The following is a 14814-nucleotide window of genomic DNA, read 5'->3' as shown; positions in this document are numbered from 1 at the left end:
GTCCGCGAGCTCGGCCTCATCTGAGCCCACCCGTCCGGCGGACGGAGTCCGTCGCAGGCTACGGCTGGACGGTCGACTGGGCGGTCAGTAGACCTTTTTCACCCTGCCGGCACAGGATGAAAAAGGTCTAGTGAACTCTTTCACCTCGCTCACCGATCGGGTGACGGGTCTGAGGTGTATACGCAGGTCAGACCTCCCTGGCTGCCCTCGGCGAGGCTCGAGTTGAGAACGCTCAGTGCTTCCGCAAGCCGCGAACCTAGACAGACTCCGCGACCGCCGCCCGCACGGCATCGCGAGCAGGCTTTCATCTGCGTCGGGGGACCTTACGGGTCGACTCTGTGCCAAGGTTGCCGCCGGCGATCAGGCAGTCCTTGCCGAATGGCCACAGCTCCCGCTCAACGAACAGGCGCGAAATCAGCATCAAAGGTTTGAGGAGCGCGTGGTCTCGAATGGCGTGTTCTTCGGGGAGCCAGTGGTGGGTCCTGCGGTCATGATCCCGCCGCAGTGAAAGCGTCCTTCCCCTCGATGTACGAGCAAGACCGGACGGACAGAACGTGGTCTTGGACGATGAGAACCTGGGGCTCGCCCAGCCTTGGCCCGTGGGCTGGTAAGCCGCCGGAGAGTCTGGCTACGCCGAGCCGCGTGGCCGTTTCGAGGCTCTTGCAGAAGTCGCAGCGTGAACCGGGGCGTCCTGTGCCCACGCCTAGAGGCGGGACCAGAAGGACTTCTTCGCCCCGGCGCTCTCATCACTCACCTGCGGGCCAAGAGAAGGCGCTGCTCTCGGCCCGCAGGTGAGTGATCCGGTGGCGTGCAGCAGCGACGGCACAGGCAATGACGATGCCTGTCAGGCTTCCGAAGAGGAGGCCGCCGATGGGGTCGCTGTCATCAGCCCACGAGGTGGCGACAGCGGAAACGCACCAGCCCACGCCGACGGCCAGGGCGATGCGGTCGCCGGAGAGCATGCGCCAGGCAGACCGGCGGTGGGAGCGTTTCGTCAACCAGATCTCCACAGGGACGAAGACAGCAACGAGAACACGCCAGGCGATCATCATCGAGGTTCAGCTTTCTTGGCTGGAATTTCAGCGGCTGATGTCAGTTCCGGGGCTACGAACCGAGGACGACTTCTGTCCGGTTGGCCAAACACGTCATCACCGGGCTAGTCCCGCCCTGAGGGCGATCGCGCACAACTGGCGTGCCGGCCCAGTCAGGTTCTGACCCACGGGCCAGACGGCCCTCAGTGAGCGGTGAATGCTCAGGCCTGAGACGGTCACCGTGGTCAGCGAGCGGGTCCGCAGTTCCTGGGTGACGGCTAGCGAGCTGAGCACGGCAGGGGCCAGGCCCGAGACAGCCGCACTCTTGATCGCCGCGGTCGAGGACAGTTCGAACCATGCGTCGGGCTGCCAGTCGGGCAGGTGTTTCCGCAAGGCCCTCTCAAACGCGATGCGGGCGCCGGACCCGGCTTCCCTGTGCAGCAAGGTCTCGGCCGCGAGTTCTTCGACGGTGATGGTGGTACGCCGGGCCCATGGGTGCTCCGGCGCGGTGACCACCAGGAGTTCATCCCGCGCCACGGTCGTGCTGTCGAGGTCCGACGGACGGCTCGGGCTCTCCATGAACCCGAGGTCCGCCCGGCCCGCGGCGACAGCGGCACCGACGTCCGACGAGTTGCAGGCAGCCAGCGTCACTGCGGTCTGCGGGCTCTGCGCGCGCAGTTCCTTCAGCCACTTTGGGAAGAGGTACTCCATGATCGTATGGCTGGCCGCCACCTGCAAATGCCCGTCCCGGTCGGCACGGACGCGCGCGATCCCGGCGTCCAGGCGCTGCGCCGCCTCGATCACGTCGCGCGCCAACACCGTGATCATGTCGCCTGCGGCGGTGGGGGCAGAGCCCAGGCTGCTGCGACGCAGCACAGGAGCTCCGACCAGTCGCTCCAGGTAGCGGATGCGGGAGCTCGCGGATGGCTGGCTAATGCCGTGTGCAAGGGCGGCTCGTCCCAGGCTGCCGAGCTCGACGACGCTGAGCAGCAGGTCGAGGGCCTGAAGGTCGGGGACACGGGTCGATATACGCATGGGTACGCCTGGTGGTCGTGGACGCCGGCGGCTCCGTAGGGATGTCGCGGGCTGTCGTTGGGTGGGGCCGGGCCGGGGTTGTCCTGGGCTGGACACGCCCTGCCGAGGATGGGCGGGAGCACGGTGCTCCTCCCTGGAGCGAGCTGGACTTGATACAGCTAGACAGGTCTCAGCCGGATATGTCAAGAATGGCACCTATGTCGACACCTGCACAACCTGATATGGCACTCACCTTCGGCATCCAGTAGGGGCACATCTAGATGGGTAGAATGATGAGCATGGAATTCGGATCGCAACCCACTTCGATGACCCCCATGTCACCGCCGCCCGGCGATCTGGCGGCCCTCGTCAGCGAGGAAGGGAGCTGGGTACGGCAGAGCCTCGCCCACGGCGACTTCGAAGCGTGGCACTTCATCCTGCACGGCTCCGTGGGGGCCGCTCCTACGTACGTCGTCGTCCGTCCGGCGCCGGGCGGGGACCCCGCAGCCGTGGCCCGGGGGGTGACGACAACCGTCCTGCGCGAGGTGCGCCCCTCGGAAGCCGCCAGTCTCGTCCGCGACAACGAACACGAAGTGCAGAAGTATCCCCGCGCCCATCAGGTGGACAACCTCCTCGCCTCAGCTCGGAGGCCGAGCGGCCCCTACCTCGCGGCACTCGCTCTGCGTTATGAGCGGCTCGCCGCCGCCGGGGACCGCTCCCCGGTCCGCCGGCTTGTCGACATCACCGCTCTGCCGCTCGGCACGGTGAAGTCACACCTCCAGCTCGCCCGCCGCAAAGGGTTCCTCGAAGCGGTCGGCGCCAAGGCCGGAGGGCGCGCCACCGAAGCCGCCCACCGGGTACTTGCCCGTGCCGAAGAGGATGCCGCAACCGGATCCACGGAGGACCGCTCCTGACCGCCCTGTCGGTGACCGCAGGCGTCAGTAGCGATGGGTGCCGCGTACGGAATTCCGCTTCTCCCGCTCCGCTTCTTCCCGTGGGAGGGCGCAGAGCTACAGCGCGACCTCGACGGTGTTACGTGTGCCCCATCGGTTGATCCGGTGGCATGTGGCCATCGCGTAGAGGTATAGGGGACGCAAGATGAGGGTTCTCCAGAGCGCAGCCAGGGGGGCTAGCGCGAACAGGATAAGCGTCTGCCGGGTGGTCATGTCGGAGCGCTGTACGGTGAACAGCCGCAGCGCCATCAGGTAGCTCATCAGAGTCGCGATGAGGAGCCCGGAGGCGAGCAGGGTGCCGACGTGTCCGCGCAGATCGTCGTCGACGAGGACAATCACGGGGATGGCCAGGCCCAGGAGCATGTGGACGTACTCGCATACGGTCGTCCAGAACACGATGCCACCAACGGGCATGTAGCGCAGCCACCACAGGTGCCGCACGGTAGTGCCGCGCATCCATCGCAACTGTTGCCGCAGGTAGTGGCGTGGCCGTTCGGGGGCGAGGGTGAACACCAGCGAGGACGGCTGGTGGACGGTGTCGCCGGCGAGCAGACTGTAGAAGGTCAGCATGGAGTCGTCGTTCATCTGCATGGGCCTGCCCCGGAATGTCTCGTTCTCGTAGGTTCCAGCGGCGTCACGGACGATTCCGGCACGGTAGAAGGCGAGGGTGCCGGAGTTGATGGTGACCCTGCCGAGGACGGACTGGGCGCTGCGCAGCCCTCGAGTGAAGGGGAGATAGAGCAAGTTGATCATTCTGGTCAAGGGGTTCGCGTCGTGGTTGAGCACAAGGACCTGACCAGCGACGGAGGCGACCTTCGAGTCCGCGAAGGGCTTCAGGCCCTCCTTGATCGCTTCGCGGTCGAGAACGGAGTCACTGTCGAGTGTGACGAAGATGTCGGCATCGTCGTCGGCGAGAACCGTCATCTGGGCGTGACGTTTACCGCGGTTCGGGGTCCGGGTCCAGGTGGCTTCCGGCATGCCGGGCGCCCTGGTCAGAGCGAGAAACTCTGTACGTACGCCGCTGTAGGTGAGGGGAGCCCCTGTGTCGTCGACCGACCCGTCGTCGACGACATGGATCCGCTGGACGGGGCGGGACTGGCGGAGGATCGAGTGCAGGCAGGCCCGCAGAGCGTGCGGATCCTCGTTGTAGACGGGGACCTGGACGGTCACGGTGAGCACGTCGACGATGCGCCTGTCAGTGGGAGTGGTTTCCCTGGGCCGTTCAAGCCAGGAAACGGGAACCCACCACAGCAGGAGGAAGGAGACCAGCCAGGGCAGGGCCAAACCGTCGTCCTGATGGCCGGTCCATGATGCTGCGAGTCTCACGGCGTGTGCCACGCCCCAGGCGAGGAAGGCCGTGAGAGGCAGCACCCCGAGCAGGGCGAGTGTGCGTGAGGATGCGTGCCGGGCGCGGGGTGGCTCCGTCTCGTCGACACAGGACGGGGCGCGCCAGGTCCGAAGTGTCCCGACGGGTCCGGGGAACAGCTGTGAACGTGGCTCAGGAGGGAGGGCTGGGTGTCGGAATGTCACTGTTCAACGGGGCCCTTGCCGCGCCGGAACGCCAGACGTACGACTATCGATCCGACGGCTATGGCGCCGACGCTCACGACGACAAGCCAAAGCTGGCCGGTTGCCAGGCCCGTCGCGGCGAGGGTGCCGCCTGGAGCGGTGGCGGAGGCGTAAGGCATGAAAGCTCCTTTTCTCAGGGACGGTGGGGAGCACGGGTGCGCGCCGCAGGGCCGACAGAGAGCCTGGGAAGAGTTTTCCGTCGGGCTCGGTACGGGCGGCCAGTCACACAGCTGGATTCCACGCGGGAGCGCGTGCCTCGGACTACATCTGGGCCGACTTCCCGTTTGGCGGCAAACAAACTCTATTTCTCAAATGACTCTATGGGTATCCCCTATGTCTTTATGTACCCATAATGTGGTTCTATGGGCCGGGGAATCGAGTCGGGTCACTGAGCCGTTTTCATCCTGAATAGTTGCAGGTCAGCAGGGTGTGGACGGCTTGGGCGAGGTGCTGATGCGGCGGGTGGAGCATCGGGTGCGGCGGAGGATGCGCCAGGACTTCAGCTGGGCGAAGGCCCGTTCGCCAGGAGCTCTGAACTGGGCGTGGTCGCGGTTGAACTGCTGGTAGTGGTCGGGTTGTTCGCGGTGGTGGTAGTAGGGGGTGCGGAAGATGGCGCCGGTGCCCTGGTAGGCGCGGTCTGCGAGGACGAGGATCTGCCGGGTCAGGCAGCCTGGACGACGGCTGTGAGCCCGGGTCGCGGTCAGATCGTGGGTACGGGCCCGGTGTCGCGCGGGAGAACCACAGCGGTGTGCCGTCGGAGCGGGCGATGACCTGCACGTTCATCCCGTGCTTGCGATGTTTCATGGAGTGGTACGGCTCGTCGGCGGCGATGCGGTCGATGGGGACCAGGGCGGCTGTCGACGATCACGTGGTCACCCTCGCCCAGGCCGGTCAGGGCCTCGTGCAAACTCGGGGCCCATGCCGCGAGGACGTCGAGGGTCTCGCTGACGTAGCGCCAGGCTGTGGCTGTCGAGACGCCGAAGCCGGCTGCCAGGGCGGGCAGCGGTTCGTTCTTCCGTAGATGGACCAGCGCGAGCAGGGCCTGTCGGAAGCAGCCCAGCTTCCGCCATCGCGAACCGCGTTCACACCTTCGTGCTTGCCGGATGGTTTGCCACCGCTGGCAGGAGTCGACGCCAGACGGGGGTGTTCCCCTCGCCTCCCCCGCTGAGGCGCGTTGCGGCTGCGTCCGGGCCCTGCAGGCCAAGTGACCCTCACTCGCGAGACCTGCGCCCCAGCAACGCTGTCAGAGGTCCCAATGGTTGACCGCATAGGCAGGATTTCGGGAGCCCGGGCGAGCTTCTAGGTCACACCGCCGTGTACGAGATAGCCGGCCGACTGATGCAGCCACGAATGCTAGGGCAAGAAGGTACTCGCCCTTCGGGACAACCCCGTACATAGGTTTCTCCTATGGCAGCATTGAAAGGATGGGGCTACCAGACGGGTGTGAGCGAGTCAATCATGGTGTTCGCCGCACGAGTAGCGGATGATGCGACCGAAGAAGACCTCCATGAAACTCAAGAATTGCGCCCGATATTCTGTTCTTACTGCGGCCTGTGCTGTCGCCGTCTCCAGTACCGTGCTCTCGTGCACCCGTTCGCCGCGGTGGTGGGCGCTCGCCACGCCGACGCTGGGTCTCGCCGGGCTCGGTGCGTACGACCTCCTCCAACGCAGGCACGCGATCCTGCGGAACTACCCGCTGCTTGGCCATGCCCGTTACTTGCTGGAGGAGGTGCGGCCGGAGGTCCAGCAGTACTTCGTCGAGCGAAACTTCGACGGCCGCCCCTACGACCGGGTCGTGCGCAACGCGGTCTACCAGCGGTCCAAGGGGGTCGGAGGAAAGCTGGCGTTCGGCACCGAACGGGACGTCTACGAGCACGGCCACGAGTTCCTGGCCCCCTCGTTCGCCCCTCGCCCTGTCCCTCAGGAGCCGCCCACGGTCCGGGTCGGCGGGCCGGAATGCGCCCAGCCCTACAACATGTCACTCCTGAACGTCTCGGCGATGAGCTTCGGAGCCTTGTCGGCTAATGCCGTCCTTGCCCTTAACAAGGGGGCCCAGGCTGGCGGTTTCGCGCACGACACGGGGGAAGGCGGGATCTCTAAGTACCACCTGCGCCATGGTGGTGATCTGATCTGGGAAATCGGCACGGGCTACTTCGGCTGCCGCACCGCGGAAGGCGACTTCGACCCTGAGGCCTTTGAGGCCAAGGCGCTCCACCCGAACGTCAAGTGCGTGCTGCTAAAGCTCTCTCAGGGCGCCAAGCCCGGGATGGGCGGCGTGCTGCCGGGCTCGAAGGTCGACGCCGAGATCGCCCACATCCGCGGCGTCCAGCAGGGGCGGACCGTCGCCTCGCCGCCCCACCACCGCGCCTTCACCACCCCCCGCGAGCTGGTCCGTTTCCTCGCCTCCCTGCGCAGCCTCGCAGGGGGTAAGCCGGTCGGCGTCAAGTTCTGCGTCGGAGCCAGGACTGACGTCCTGGCCCTGTGCAAGGCGATGCTCACGGAAGGCACGGGCCCGGACTTCATAGTCGTCGATGGCGCCGAGGGCGGCACGGGGGCCGCTCCTCCGGAGTTCGCCGACCGTATCGGTATGCCCCTCACCGAAGGCCTGATGACTGTCCACAACTCGCTCGTGGGCGTGGGGCTGCGTGACAGGATTCGCATCGGCGCTAGCGGCAAGATCGCCACCGGCGCCGACATCGTTACCCGCCTTGCCCAGGGCGCAGACTTCACCAACGCCGCCCGCACCATGATGTTCGCCCTCGGGTGCATCCAGGCACAGGCTTGCCATACCAACGAGTGCCCGGTCGGCGTCGCCACTCAAGACCCCGGTCGGGCCCGTGCACTGGACGTCGACGACAAGGCCGAGCGAGTGCGCCGCTACCAGGCCTCCACCGTCGGCAGCGCCCAACAGATCATGGCGGCCATGGGCCTCGACGAGCCTGCACAGCTCCACCCTCGCATGTTGCACCGGCGCGCCACGGACAGCGGGGAGATCCGTTCCTACGCCGAGTTGCACGCATGGCTCGGCGACAAGGAGCTCCTCGACGACCCGCCGGCTGAGTGGTGTGCCGACTGGAACGCCGCGGACCCCGACAGCTTCGCCGTCTGAGACCCGGCAGGCGCAGCTGAGCCGCTGGCCACAAGTGATGGTGGTGCGGTGGCTCTGTCGGTGATGTTGGGCGGCGTTCCTCAGACGGTTCGGGTGGCGCTGCTCGCTTTGCATTCCGCTGGTTTCGGACGGCAGCTCGGTGCCGACTGGCAAGACAGCCTGTGCCACTTGTCAGGGGGCTGGGCAAAAGCGCTGGCTACGGGAATGGGTGCCGGTCCTCGGTTCGCCGCTGCCGAGCTCCAGCGGGCGCCTCCTGCTCTCGTCGACATCGAGACCCAGACGCGGTGAGCACCTCCCGAGGTCGGCGACGGCTGCTGTCGTATGACGTCGATATTGCCAGGCACGGAAAGACGAGCGTCTGGGGAGGCTGTCAGCGAGTGAGCTGTAGCTCCGAACGCCCTGCTTGGCGATGACGGCTGCGACCAGTTACACCGTCTCGTCTGAGCTCGAAGCATCAGCCAGATCACCCTTTGGGGAGTTCTATACGGCTTCGGTCTGGGCGTTCACTGGTGGGTCGTCGAGCGGACAATCGCGTGGCTGCACGGCTTCCGGCGCGTGTTCGAGGGGAACGACTCGCCGGCATCCATGACGAACTTTGCTCGGCCTCTCCACCTGAAGACGAACGGCCTGGGCAGAGCCGGCTTCTCCGCGGCGGTCCAGGAGAGTACTCCCGACACATGGGTGAACCAGGTCCCACAGGCTTTCGAGAGTCAGGCCGTGATCCAGGGCATGCCCGCGCGTTCTTCAGGAAGATGCCCACCTTCGCACCCTGGAAGGTGGTGTCCAGCGGGCGAGGAGCTGCCCGTGTTCGCCCCCTCGCGGGGGCGGTGGCGGCCTGGCCGCCGGAAAGTTCCGGCGTACCGTCAGTGCGGGGGAGACTGACGTGGGTGAGTACCGGACCGTCCCGTCGTCCTCCCGGTCCCGGCGTCCCGGCCGGCTACCGTCCGACCGCTGGGCGAGGACCGCCGCCGGCTTCGCCGCCGTGGAGGAGTGGAGCGCCGCTCCTGACCGCCCCCTGCCTGTGCCGCGTTCGGGCCGGCGCCCGGTCGGGGTCGGTCCTGTGGATCCTGGTATCGCCCTTACCGTCCCCGTACCGTGTCGGTAGGGTCGGTGCCAACCCGTGCCGATATGGCGTGCGCGGGCGAGGCCCGGCGCCCCGGAGGTCATCCAGGGGGCAGTACCGCCGGGCCGCCCAAGCTCCCTTGACGCCCCCTCGGCCCGGTCCCGGGCCGAAGCCGTGAGGCCGAGGGTCCGGGAAGCGCCCGGACCGCCGCTCAGCGCCGTTTCCCAGCCTCATCCCGCCATCACGGTGCTCTCGCTGGTCAGACCCGTCACCAAGGCCGTCATAGGCCCGTCCCCAAGTTGTCATCCGGCGTAATGCGATGACGGCCTCGCCGCCCCGGATGACGCCCCCAATGACGACCTGGTGACGACCGCCCCACGCCCCTGCGGCGCCTCTCCCGGCCGGCAACCCGCACACCGCGCCCCGCACCCGACCCGCATCGGCCTGCACGGGCTGGAGATCGTGATGGCCGTCGGACAGAGCTTCGCCATCCACCTCGAACCGGTGGGCAAGCGGATCACCACGACGATCCCGCGTAGCCCCCACCCTCGGTCCCTTCCTGGCCGGCCCGTGCAGCCCGGCACAGCGCTCGGTGTCTGATCAGGAGGCGGCAGTACGGTCGAAGCTGGTGATGTTCAGCTTCACGCCCTTCGTACTCTTGAGCGTCGTCGGGAACTCACCGTTCGCGGTCTGGCCGGGCTGGACGTCGGTCTCCAGCTGAGTTCCGTTCGCCACACGGGTGCCGCTGGCGTCGATCGCTTCCCAGTCCCACGAGTAGTTCGACTTCTTGCTGCTGCTGTTCTTGATCGTCCAAACCAGCCAGACGTTGGTGATGCCGGCCTGTGAACGGTCGTCGAGCTTGAAGCTGACCAGATCAGCTCGTTCGCTCGTGCTCTCCGGAGATCTCTGGGCGCTGGTTTCTCCCTCTGGGGCAGGTGCAGACCACCGCCGACACGCTCGGCGAGGTCTACTTCCGCCAAGGCGGTCGCGTACCCGGGGCCTGGACGTCGAGCTGACCGACACCGAGCAGATCGCGTTCGAGCTGTAGAAACTCTCAGCCGGTTCTTCTGGCTCGCGTTTTTGCCCACCTACTCCACTGGGGGAAGGCAGCGTTTTCATGCCCGAACCATTTGGTCGACGAGCCGGGCTGCGCAAGCTGTCTGACGGCCCAGTGCAGTGGCCCGGGGTTGTGAGGCGAAGACCCCGGAAGCGTCAAGAGCGCCGCTCAGTCTTCCCCGGTCGTCGCGAGCCAACGCGGCGTTGTGCGGGAGCAGCCACACGTGGCCGTCCTCGCGCTTGAAGCGCTTCACGGTGGCCTCGCCGTCGAGCATGGCGGCGACGATGTCGCCGTTCTCCGCGACGGGCTGGCGGCGGACCGTGACCCAGTCGCCGTCGCAGATGGCGGCCTCGATCATGGAGTCGCCGACGACCTTGAGGACGAAGAGCTCGCCGTCACCGACCAGCTGCCGGGGGAGGGGGAACACGTCCTCGACGGACACGGCACGCTCCTGGCGCACAGTGATCCGTTCCGGGGAGTCGCCTCGTTGTGCAACGAGAACCCGGAGACATTACGCCTTTCTGGACGCTACGTCCTGAGACGGTGTGGGAGTGCGGTGAGGGCAAGGCCGGTTGTGAGGGCGGCGAATGCGGCGGTGAGGCTCGGGATATGGGGCGCGGGGGAGAGCGGGACGGCCCATGCGTGGGGGTAGGCGGCGTTGTCCCAGCCGAAGGCCAAGATCGAGAGGACCCCGGCGAGGGGCATATACCAGGCTTTGTGGGATCCCAGGATGCGGGCGGAGATGAGGGCGGCGCCGAACCAGAGGCAGGTGTTGCGTACAGCGATCGCGGTCATGGCTGCAGTGGAGGTGGCTGCCATCGTGATGGCCAGCAGCCCGGTGATAATCGCACACAGTGCGGCAGCCTGGGCGAGGTCGTAGTAGCGCAAGCGGCGGGCTGCGGTGTGTTCGAGATCCTGCATAGTGCTGTGGAGGCCGGTCGAGGCCCAGAGCGCGAACGGGACAGGGACGACGACGGCCACGGAGACGGGCGCGGATACACCGGTGACGCTGGGCAGGCGTAGCGGGGTGTTATGGCTGAGGAGGGTGACTGCTTCCAGTACGAGCAATCCGCCCAGCAGGCGGGGTGCACCGCGTGCTCTGAGATACAGGGCGGCATTGCCCGTTACGCTCAGTCCGGGCATTGGATGCTCTGGATGGTCGCGGCCTGCTCGCGAGCCCAGGTGGTCTGCTCAGGCGCGTTCTGGCGGAGGATTCGGTGGACGGCACCCGGCACATCGCCGCTCACCGTGCCGGGTCCGGTGGCGCGGGCGAAGAGCCAGGCGGAGAGGTTCTGGTAGGCGTCGGCGAACTGGGACATCTGCTGGGTTGTGAAGCTGTCGGTGCAGACTGGCGGGTGGGGTAAAACCTCGCTGATCATGTCGTCGGTGGTGGCCTCGATGCCACCACGCATACTGAACCCATGTGCCTGCGCTTCCCGATTCGGTTGGAGGCCAGTCTCATAGAAGCGGGGTGGGACGGGCAGGACACCGGCGGCGGCCTTCGCGACCTGCTGGCCCGCTTCGGCGGCCTTGGTCAAGGAGCTTTGGTTCTCCGGCCATACGCAGACCTGCGGCGTCGTGGCAGAGCACAGCGGTTGGGTGAGGGGCGCTCGCTTGACCTGAGGGAATCCGATCGGCCCCAGGGCCACCGCGGCGATGACCATCGTGGTGATGCCAAGCGAGGGCGCGATGGGCAGGTAGCCCCAGCGGGGCCGTGTCTGCGGCCAGCCGACTGCGGCGACGAGGAGGCCGGCGGCGAGGAGGGCCCGGATAGCGAGGGCTGCTGGAGCGATCTGGTACTCGGGGGAACCGGAGATGACGGTGAGGTTGTAGGGGCTGTCGCTCGGAATCACCCCGAGCGCGGCGAACATGGTGACCGCCGCCAGCGCCGGGGCGGCTGGCCCGGTCAGGAGCAGGCCCGTCCAGTGCCCCAGGGCCGTGCCCGCGATCATGCACACGAGGCCGAGGACCGTATATCCGAGCCAGAGAGAACTGGAGGGAACGCCCTTGAGCCAGGGACTGCACAGCGCAACGACAGTGACAACGAGGAAAGAGGTCAGTCCGTAGAGCAAGGACGCCGCGAGTTGGGCTAGTTGCGGCTGCGAGCGTGGCCGCGGGACGTGGGCGGTCAGTTCTGCAACCCCAGGTCCATGCGCACGGCCTGCCGCGATGGCGGCCGCCGCAGCGGACGTTGGAGCGAGAAAGACGGTGGTGGCCTGGGCGGCGGCTGCGGCCTGGGGCCAGACGGAGAGCCACTGGCCGGTACGGGTGAACAACCAGCCGAGGCCGACGACGACCATCACCGGCGCCCACCAACGGACCGGTGATCGGCGCAGCTCAATCAGGAGAGCGGTCAGCACGTCAGCCCCCGAGTCAGCAGTTCCATATAGCCGCGTTCGATGGCGGTGTCCCCGCGGGAGCAAGGGGCGGCGAGCTGAGAGAGTTCATCAGGGGTACCGGTGTACAGGACGGTACCGGCGGTGAGCACGACAACGGTGTCGGCTGCGGCCGCGATGTCTTCGATCAGGTGAGTGCTGAAGATGACCGCGGCGCGTTGCCCGATGTCGCGGAGTAGATCGCGGAACTCCAGGCGCTGCTGAGGGTCCAGGCCGACTGTGGGCTCGTCGAAGATGATCAAATCCGGGTCGGCGACGATGGCCTGGGCGATGCCGCAGCGTTGAAGCATGCCGCCTGAGAGATGCTTCAACTTACGGTGCCGTACATCGGTGAGCCGCACCCGTTCGATGGCCGTCGTGACAGCAGCATGGATATCGGAGGTGGGGACTTCGCGCAGCCAGGCACAGTAGCGGACGAAGTCGTACACGGTGAAGGAGGGGAAGTAGCCGAACTCCTGGGGCAGATAACCGAGCCGACGTCGGACCGCTCTGAGCGCCTGACGGTCAGATATGTCCCGTCCCAGGATCCTGAGGTCTCCCGATCGAGGCGGGAGAGTGGTGGCCAGGGTTTTCAGCAGCGTGGTCTTGCCGGCGCCGTTGGGCCCGAGCAGTCCTAGGACGCCGCCGCCGGCCTCAAGGGTGAGTCCGTCCAGGACGGGGCGACCATGGTAGCCCTGTACAAGGTTGCGGGCTTCGAGGCCGAGTGGGGTGCGAGGCAAAGGAACCGTCCTCTGGTTACTTGAGCTGGGCGGTTATATCACGCATGGAGAACCGGCACTCCTGCTCATGCTTGACCCACGTTCCCGCGGGGATGTTGTCCCACCCGGAGCGCAGATCAGCCTGCCAAGAGCAGTCGAAAATGTGCTGTGCGGAAATGCGGCCCGGTCCCCAGTTCGTGCACTTACCGGCGCCCCAGGTATTCTTGATGTTCTTTGAACACTCCACCCTTGGGGCGGCGCTGGCCGCAGGGGCGTTGAGGACTAGGGTGACCCCGGTCAGAGAGAGTGCCATCAGGCCGACTCTGATTCTGCGTGAGATATTCATGACGGGAATTCTCCAATGGGGGCTGAAGTTCTGGTAGCAATAATGAAGGCGAGATCCGGCCCTTTGCTCGCAGAAGTGATCTTGTCACACCTTGCGCCTTATTTGGACATATAGGCGCTGTATGGATGCATTGATACGTTGATGTGCCACCCTCCAGCTGCACTGGACGGGGGGACCGCAGGGCGGCCGGGAGTGGGCCCCAGCCCTCAGTGAGCCTCTTTCATCCTGAATAGCTGCAGGTCAACAGGGTGTGGACGGCTTGGATGATGGTGCTGATGCGTCGGGTGGAGCATCTGGCCCGGCGGAGTAGTCGCCAGGACTTCAGCTGCGCGAAGGCACGTTCGCCGGGGGCTCTGAGGTGGGCGTGGTCTCGGTTGAACTGTTGGTATTGCTCGGGTTGTTCGCGGTGGTGGTGGTAGGGGGTGCGGAAGGTGGCGCCGGCGCCCTGATGGGCGCGGTCCGCGAGAACGAGGATCTGCCGGGTCAGGCACGCCTGGACGATGCCATGGGCCCGGGCCGCGGTCAGATCGTGGGTCCGGCCTGGCGTCGCGCGGGAGAACCACAGCGGTGTGCCGTCGGGACGGGCGATGACCTGCACGTTCATCCCGTGCTTGCGATGCTTCATCGAGTAGTACGGCTCGTCCGCGCCGATCCGGTCGATCGGGATCAGCGTGCCGTCAACGATGACGTGATCGCCCTCACCGAGCCCGGTGAGCGCTTCGTGGAGGCCCGGCGCCCAGCCCGCCAGCACGTCCAAGGTCTCGTCGACGTAGCGCCAGGCGGTGGCCCGGGATATCCCGAAACCAGCCCCGAGCTGCGAGAACATCTCGTTCTTACGCAGGTGCACCAGCGTGAGAAGCGCCTGCTTGAAACAGCCGAGCTTGCGCCGGCGGGTGTTGCGGGCCCGGCGGTGTTCGTGCAGCAGCCAGGCGACATGCTCGACGAGCTCATGAGGGACGTCGAGCACGGCAGGATATGGAAACCTTCAGGGCCCCTTCGGTCACCGGTGTGATGAGTGGAATCACCACGCCAACGACCAGGGGCCCTGCCTCGTCACCACCCCCGCTGACCAGCCCATTTTTCACCCTCCAGCACAGGATGAAAGAGGCTCACTGGCGCTGCGACCGCAATTCACCGAGTTCCGGCCGGTCCTCGCTCGCCTACCCGGCACGCGGGCCCGCGCCCCGGCCGAGAGGGGCCGGGAAAAGGCCTCACGCGACCGGACGGATGACAGTCCACCAGAGCTGGCCTTTCAGGCGTTATACCCCCTTTTTAGTAGGGAAGGATGCCCGACGGCCGATCGACTGGGCTACTCCGGCGCGTCACCAGCAGGTACTACCGGCGCTGCGAGTGCGTGGAGTGCCTGGTCATCGTCCCGCCCCCCCTTCGCCCCTGAAAGGGCTCTCATGAACCGTCGCCTCGGCACAGCCGCCCGTGCCGCGTCCGCCCTGCTGCTCCTGACCGCCCCCACCGTGCTGGCAGCGCCCACCGCGCACGCCGATCTGATGCTGATGACCTGCACGGGCACCGGGCTGCAGACGTACGACCCCGGCATCACCCTCACCACCCGGGAGACCG

9 protein-coding genes and 3 pseudogenes are annotated in these 14814 nt (G+C 66.7%); 2 read left to right on the top strand and 10 right to left on the bottom strand.

Features of this window, described 5'->3' with window-relative positions; translation table 11 throughout:
- Window positions 1-746 precede the first annotated feature (746 nt).
- Together IE321_RS37395 and IE321_RS37390 are read right to left on the bottom strand one after the other, a co-directional pair.
- Entirely contained in the window at window positions 747-1052 is a 306-nt protein-coding gene (locus IE321_RS37395) for a hypothetical protein (protein WP_190226184.1), read from the bottom strand.
- A 96-nt stretch (window positions 1053-1148) separates the two neighbouring features.
- Window positions 1149-2066 carry a LysR family transcriptional regulator gene (locus tag IE321_RS37390; protein ID WP_190226183.1) on the bottom strand — a complete coding sequence of 306 codons (918 nt, stop codon included), beginning with the start codon at window positions 2064-2066 and terminating at the stop codon, window positions 1149-1151.
- Window positions 2067-2335: 269 nt separating this feature from the next.
- Between IE321_RS37390 and IE321_RS37385 the strand changes: the two genes are divergently transcribed.
- Window positions 2336-2959, top strand: coding sequence for a hypothetical protein (locus IE321_RS37385; protein WP_229916741.1), 624 nt, complete (start codon window positions 2336-2338; stop codon window positions 2957-2959).
- Window positions 2960-3055: 96 nt separating this feature from the next.
- On the opposite strand, the gene IE321_RS37380 is transcribed toward IE321_RS37385, so the two are convergent.
- Window positions 3056-4369, bottom strand: a complete 1314-nt coding sequence (locus IE321_RS37380) for a glycosyltransferase (protein WP_226652887.1) — start codon at window positions 4367-4369, stop codon at window positions 3056-3058.
- 597 nt (window positions 4370-4966) lie between these two features.
- Window positions 4967-5672 (bottom strand): annotated as a pseudogene (locus IE321_RS37375) (transposase family protein).
- 402 nt (window positions 5673-6074) lie between these two features.
- On the opposite strand from IE321_RS37375, the gene IE321_RS37370 reads away from it, so the two are divergent.
- Window positions 6075-7676, top strand: a complete 1602-nt coding sequence (locus tag IE321_RS37370; protein WP_190226181.1) for an FMN-binding glutamate synthase family protein — start codon at window positions 6075-6077, stop codon at window positions 7674-7676.
- 1663 nt (window positions 7677-9339) lie between these two features.
- Here the strand turns inward: IE321_RS37370 and IE321_RS42520 are convergent.
- From IE321_RS42520 to IE321_RS37340, 6 genes and pseudogenes are all read right to left on the bottom strand, one after another.
- Window positions 9340-9858, bottom strand: a complete 519-nt coding sequence (locus tag IE321_RS42520; RefSeq protein ID WP_226652886.1) for a hypothetical protein — start codon at window positions 9856-9858, stop codon at window positions 9340-9342.
- Window positions 9859-9992: 134 nt separating this feature from the next.
- Window positions 9993-10235 (bottom strand): annotated as a pseudogene (locus IE321_RS37360) (LexA family protein); the annotation flags it as partial.
- 89 nt (window positions 10236-10324) lie between these two features.
- Window positions 10325-10939, bottom strand: a complete 615-nt coding sequence (locus IE321_RS37355) for a hypothetical protein (protein ID WP_190226180.1) — start codon at window positions 10937-10939, stop codon at window positions 10325-10327.
- Window positions 10927-12156, bottom strand: coding sequence for a DUF7224 domain-containing protein (locus IE321_RS37350; RefSeq protein WP_190226179.1), 1230 nt, complete (start codon window positions 12154-12156; stop codon window positions 10927-10929). The genes IE321_RS37355 and IE321_RS37350 overlap by 13 nt, the downstream gene beginning before the upstream one ends.
- Entirely contained in the window at window positions 12150-12911 is a 762-nt protein-coding gene (locus tag IE321_RS37345) for an ATP-binding cassette domain-containing protein (RefSeq protein ID WP_190226178.1), read from the bottom strand. The genes IE321_RS37350 and IE321_RS37345 overlap by 7 nt, the downstream gene beginning before the upstream one ends.
- Before the next feature lie 545 nt (window positions 12912-13456).
- Window positions 13457-14264: pseudogene (locus tag IE321_RS37340) on the bottom strand (transposase family protein).
- Window positions 14265-14814: the final 550 nt, after the last annotated feature.

It is taken from the genome of Streptomyces hydrogenans, from assembly GCF_014656075.1.
Classification (GTDB): Bacteria; Actinomycetota; Actinomycetes; order Streptomycetales; family Streptomycetaceae; genus Streptomyces; species Streptomyces hydrogenans.
Note: the sequence above shows the minus strand (reverse complement) of the source record. Positions and strands in the feature narration are given on the sequence as shown.

Bases quoted from the DNA above. Each gene is read 5' to 3' on its own strand.
- IE321_RS42520 (WP_226652886.1), bottom strand. From the start codon at position 9,858: ATGAAAACGCTGCCTTCCCCCAGTGGAGTAGGTGGGCAAAAACGCGAG.
- IE321_RS37370 (WP_190226181.1), top strand. From the start codon at position 6,075: ATGAAACTCAAGAATTGCGCCCGATATTCTGTTCTTACTGCGGCCTGT.
- IE321_RS37390 (WP_190226183.1), bottom strand. From the start codon at position 2,066: ATGCGTATATCGACCCGTGTCCCCGACCTTCAGGCCCTCGACCTGCTG.
- IE321_RS37395 (WP_190226184.1), bottom strand. From the start codon at position 1,052: ATGATGATCGCCTGGCGTGTTCTCGTTGCTGTCTTCGTCCCTGTGGAG.
- IE321_RS37385 (WP_229916741.1), top strand. From the start codon at position 2,336: ATGATGAGCATGGAATTCGGATCGCAACCCACTTCGATGACCCCCATG.
- IE321_RS37355 (WP_190226180.1), bottom strand. From the start codon at position 10,939: ATGCCCGGACTGAGCGTAACGGGCAATGCCGCCCTGTATCTCAGAGCA.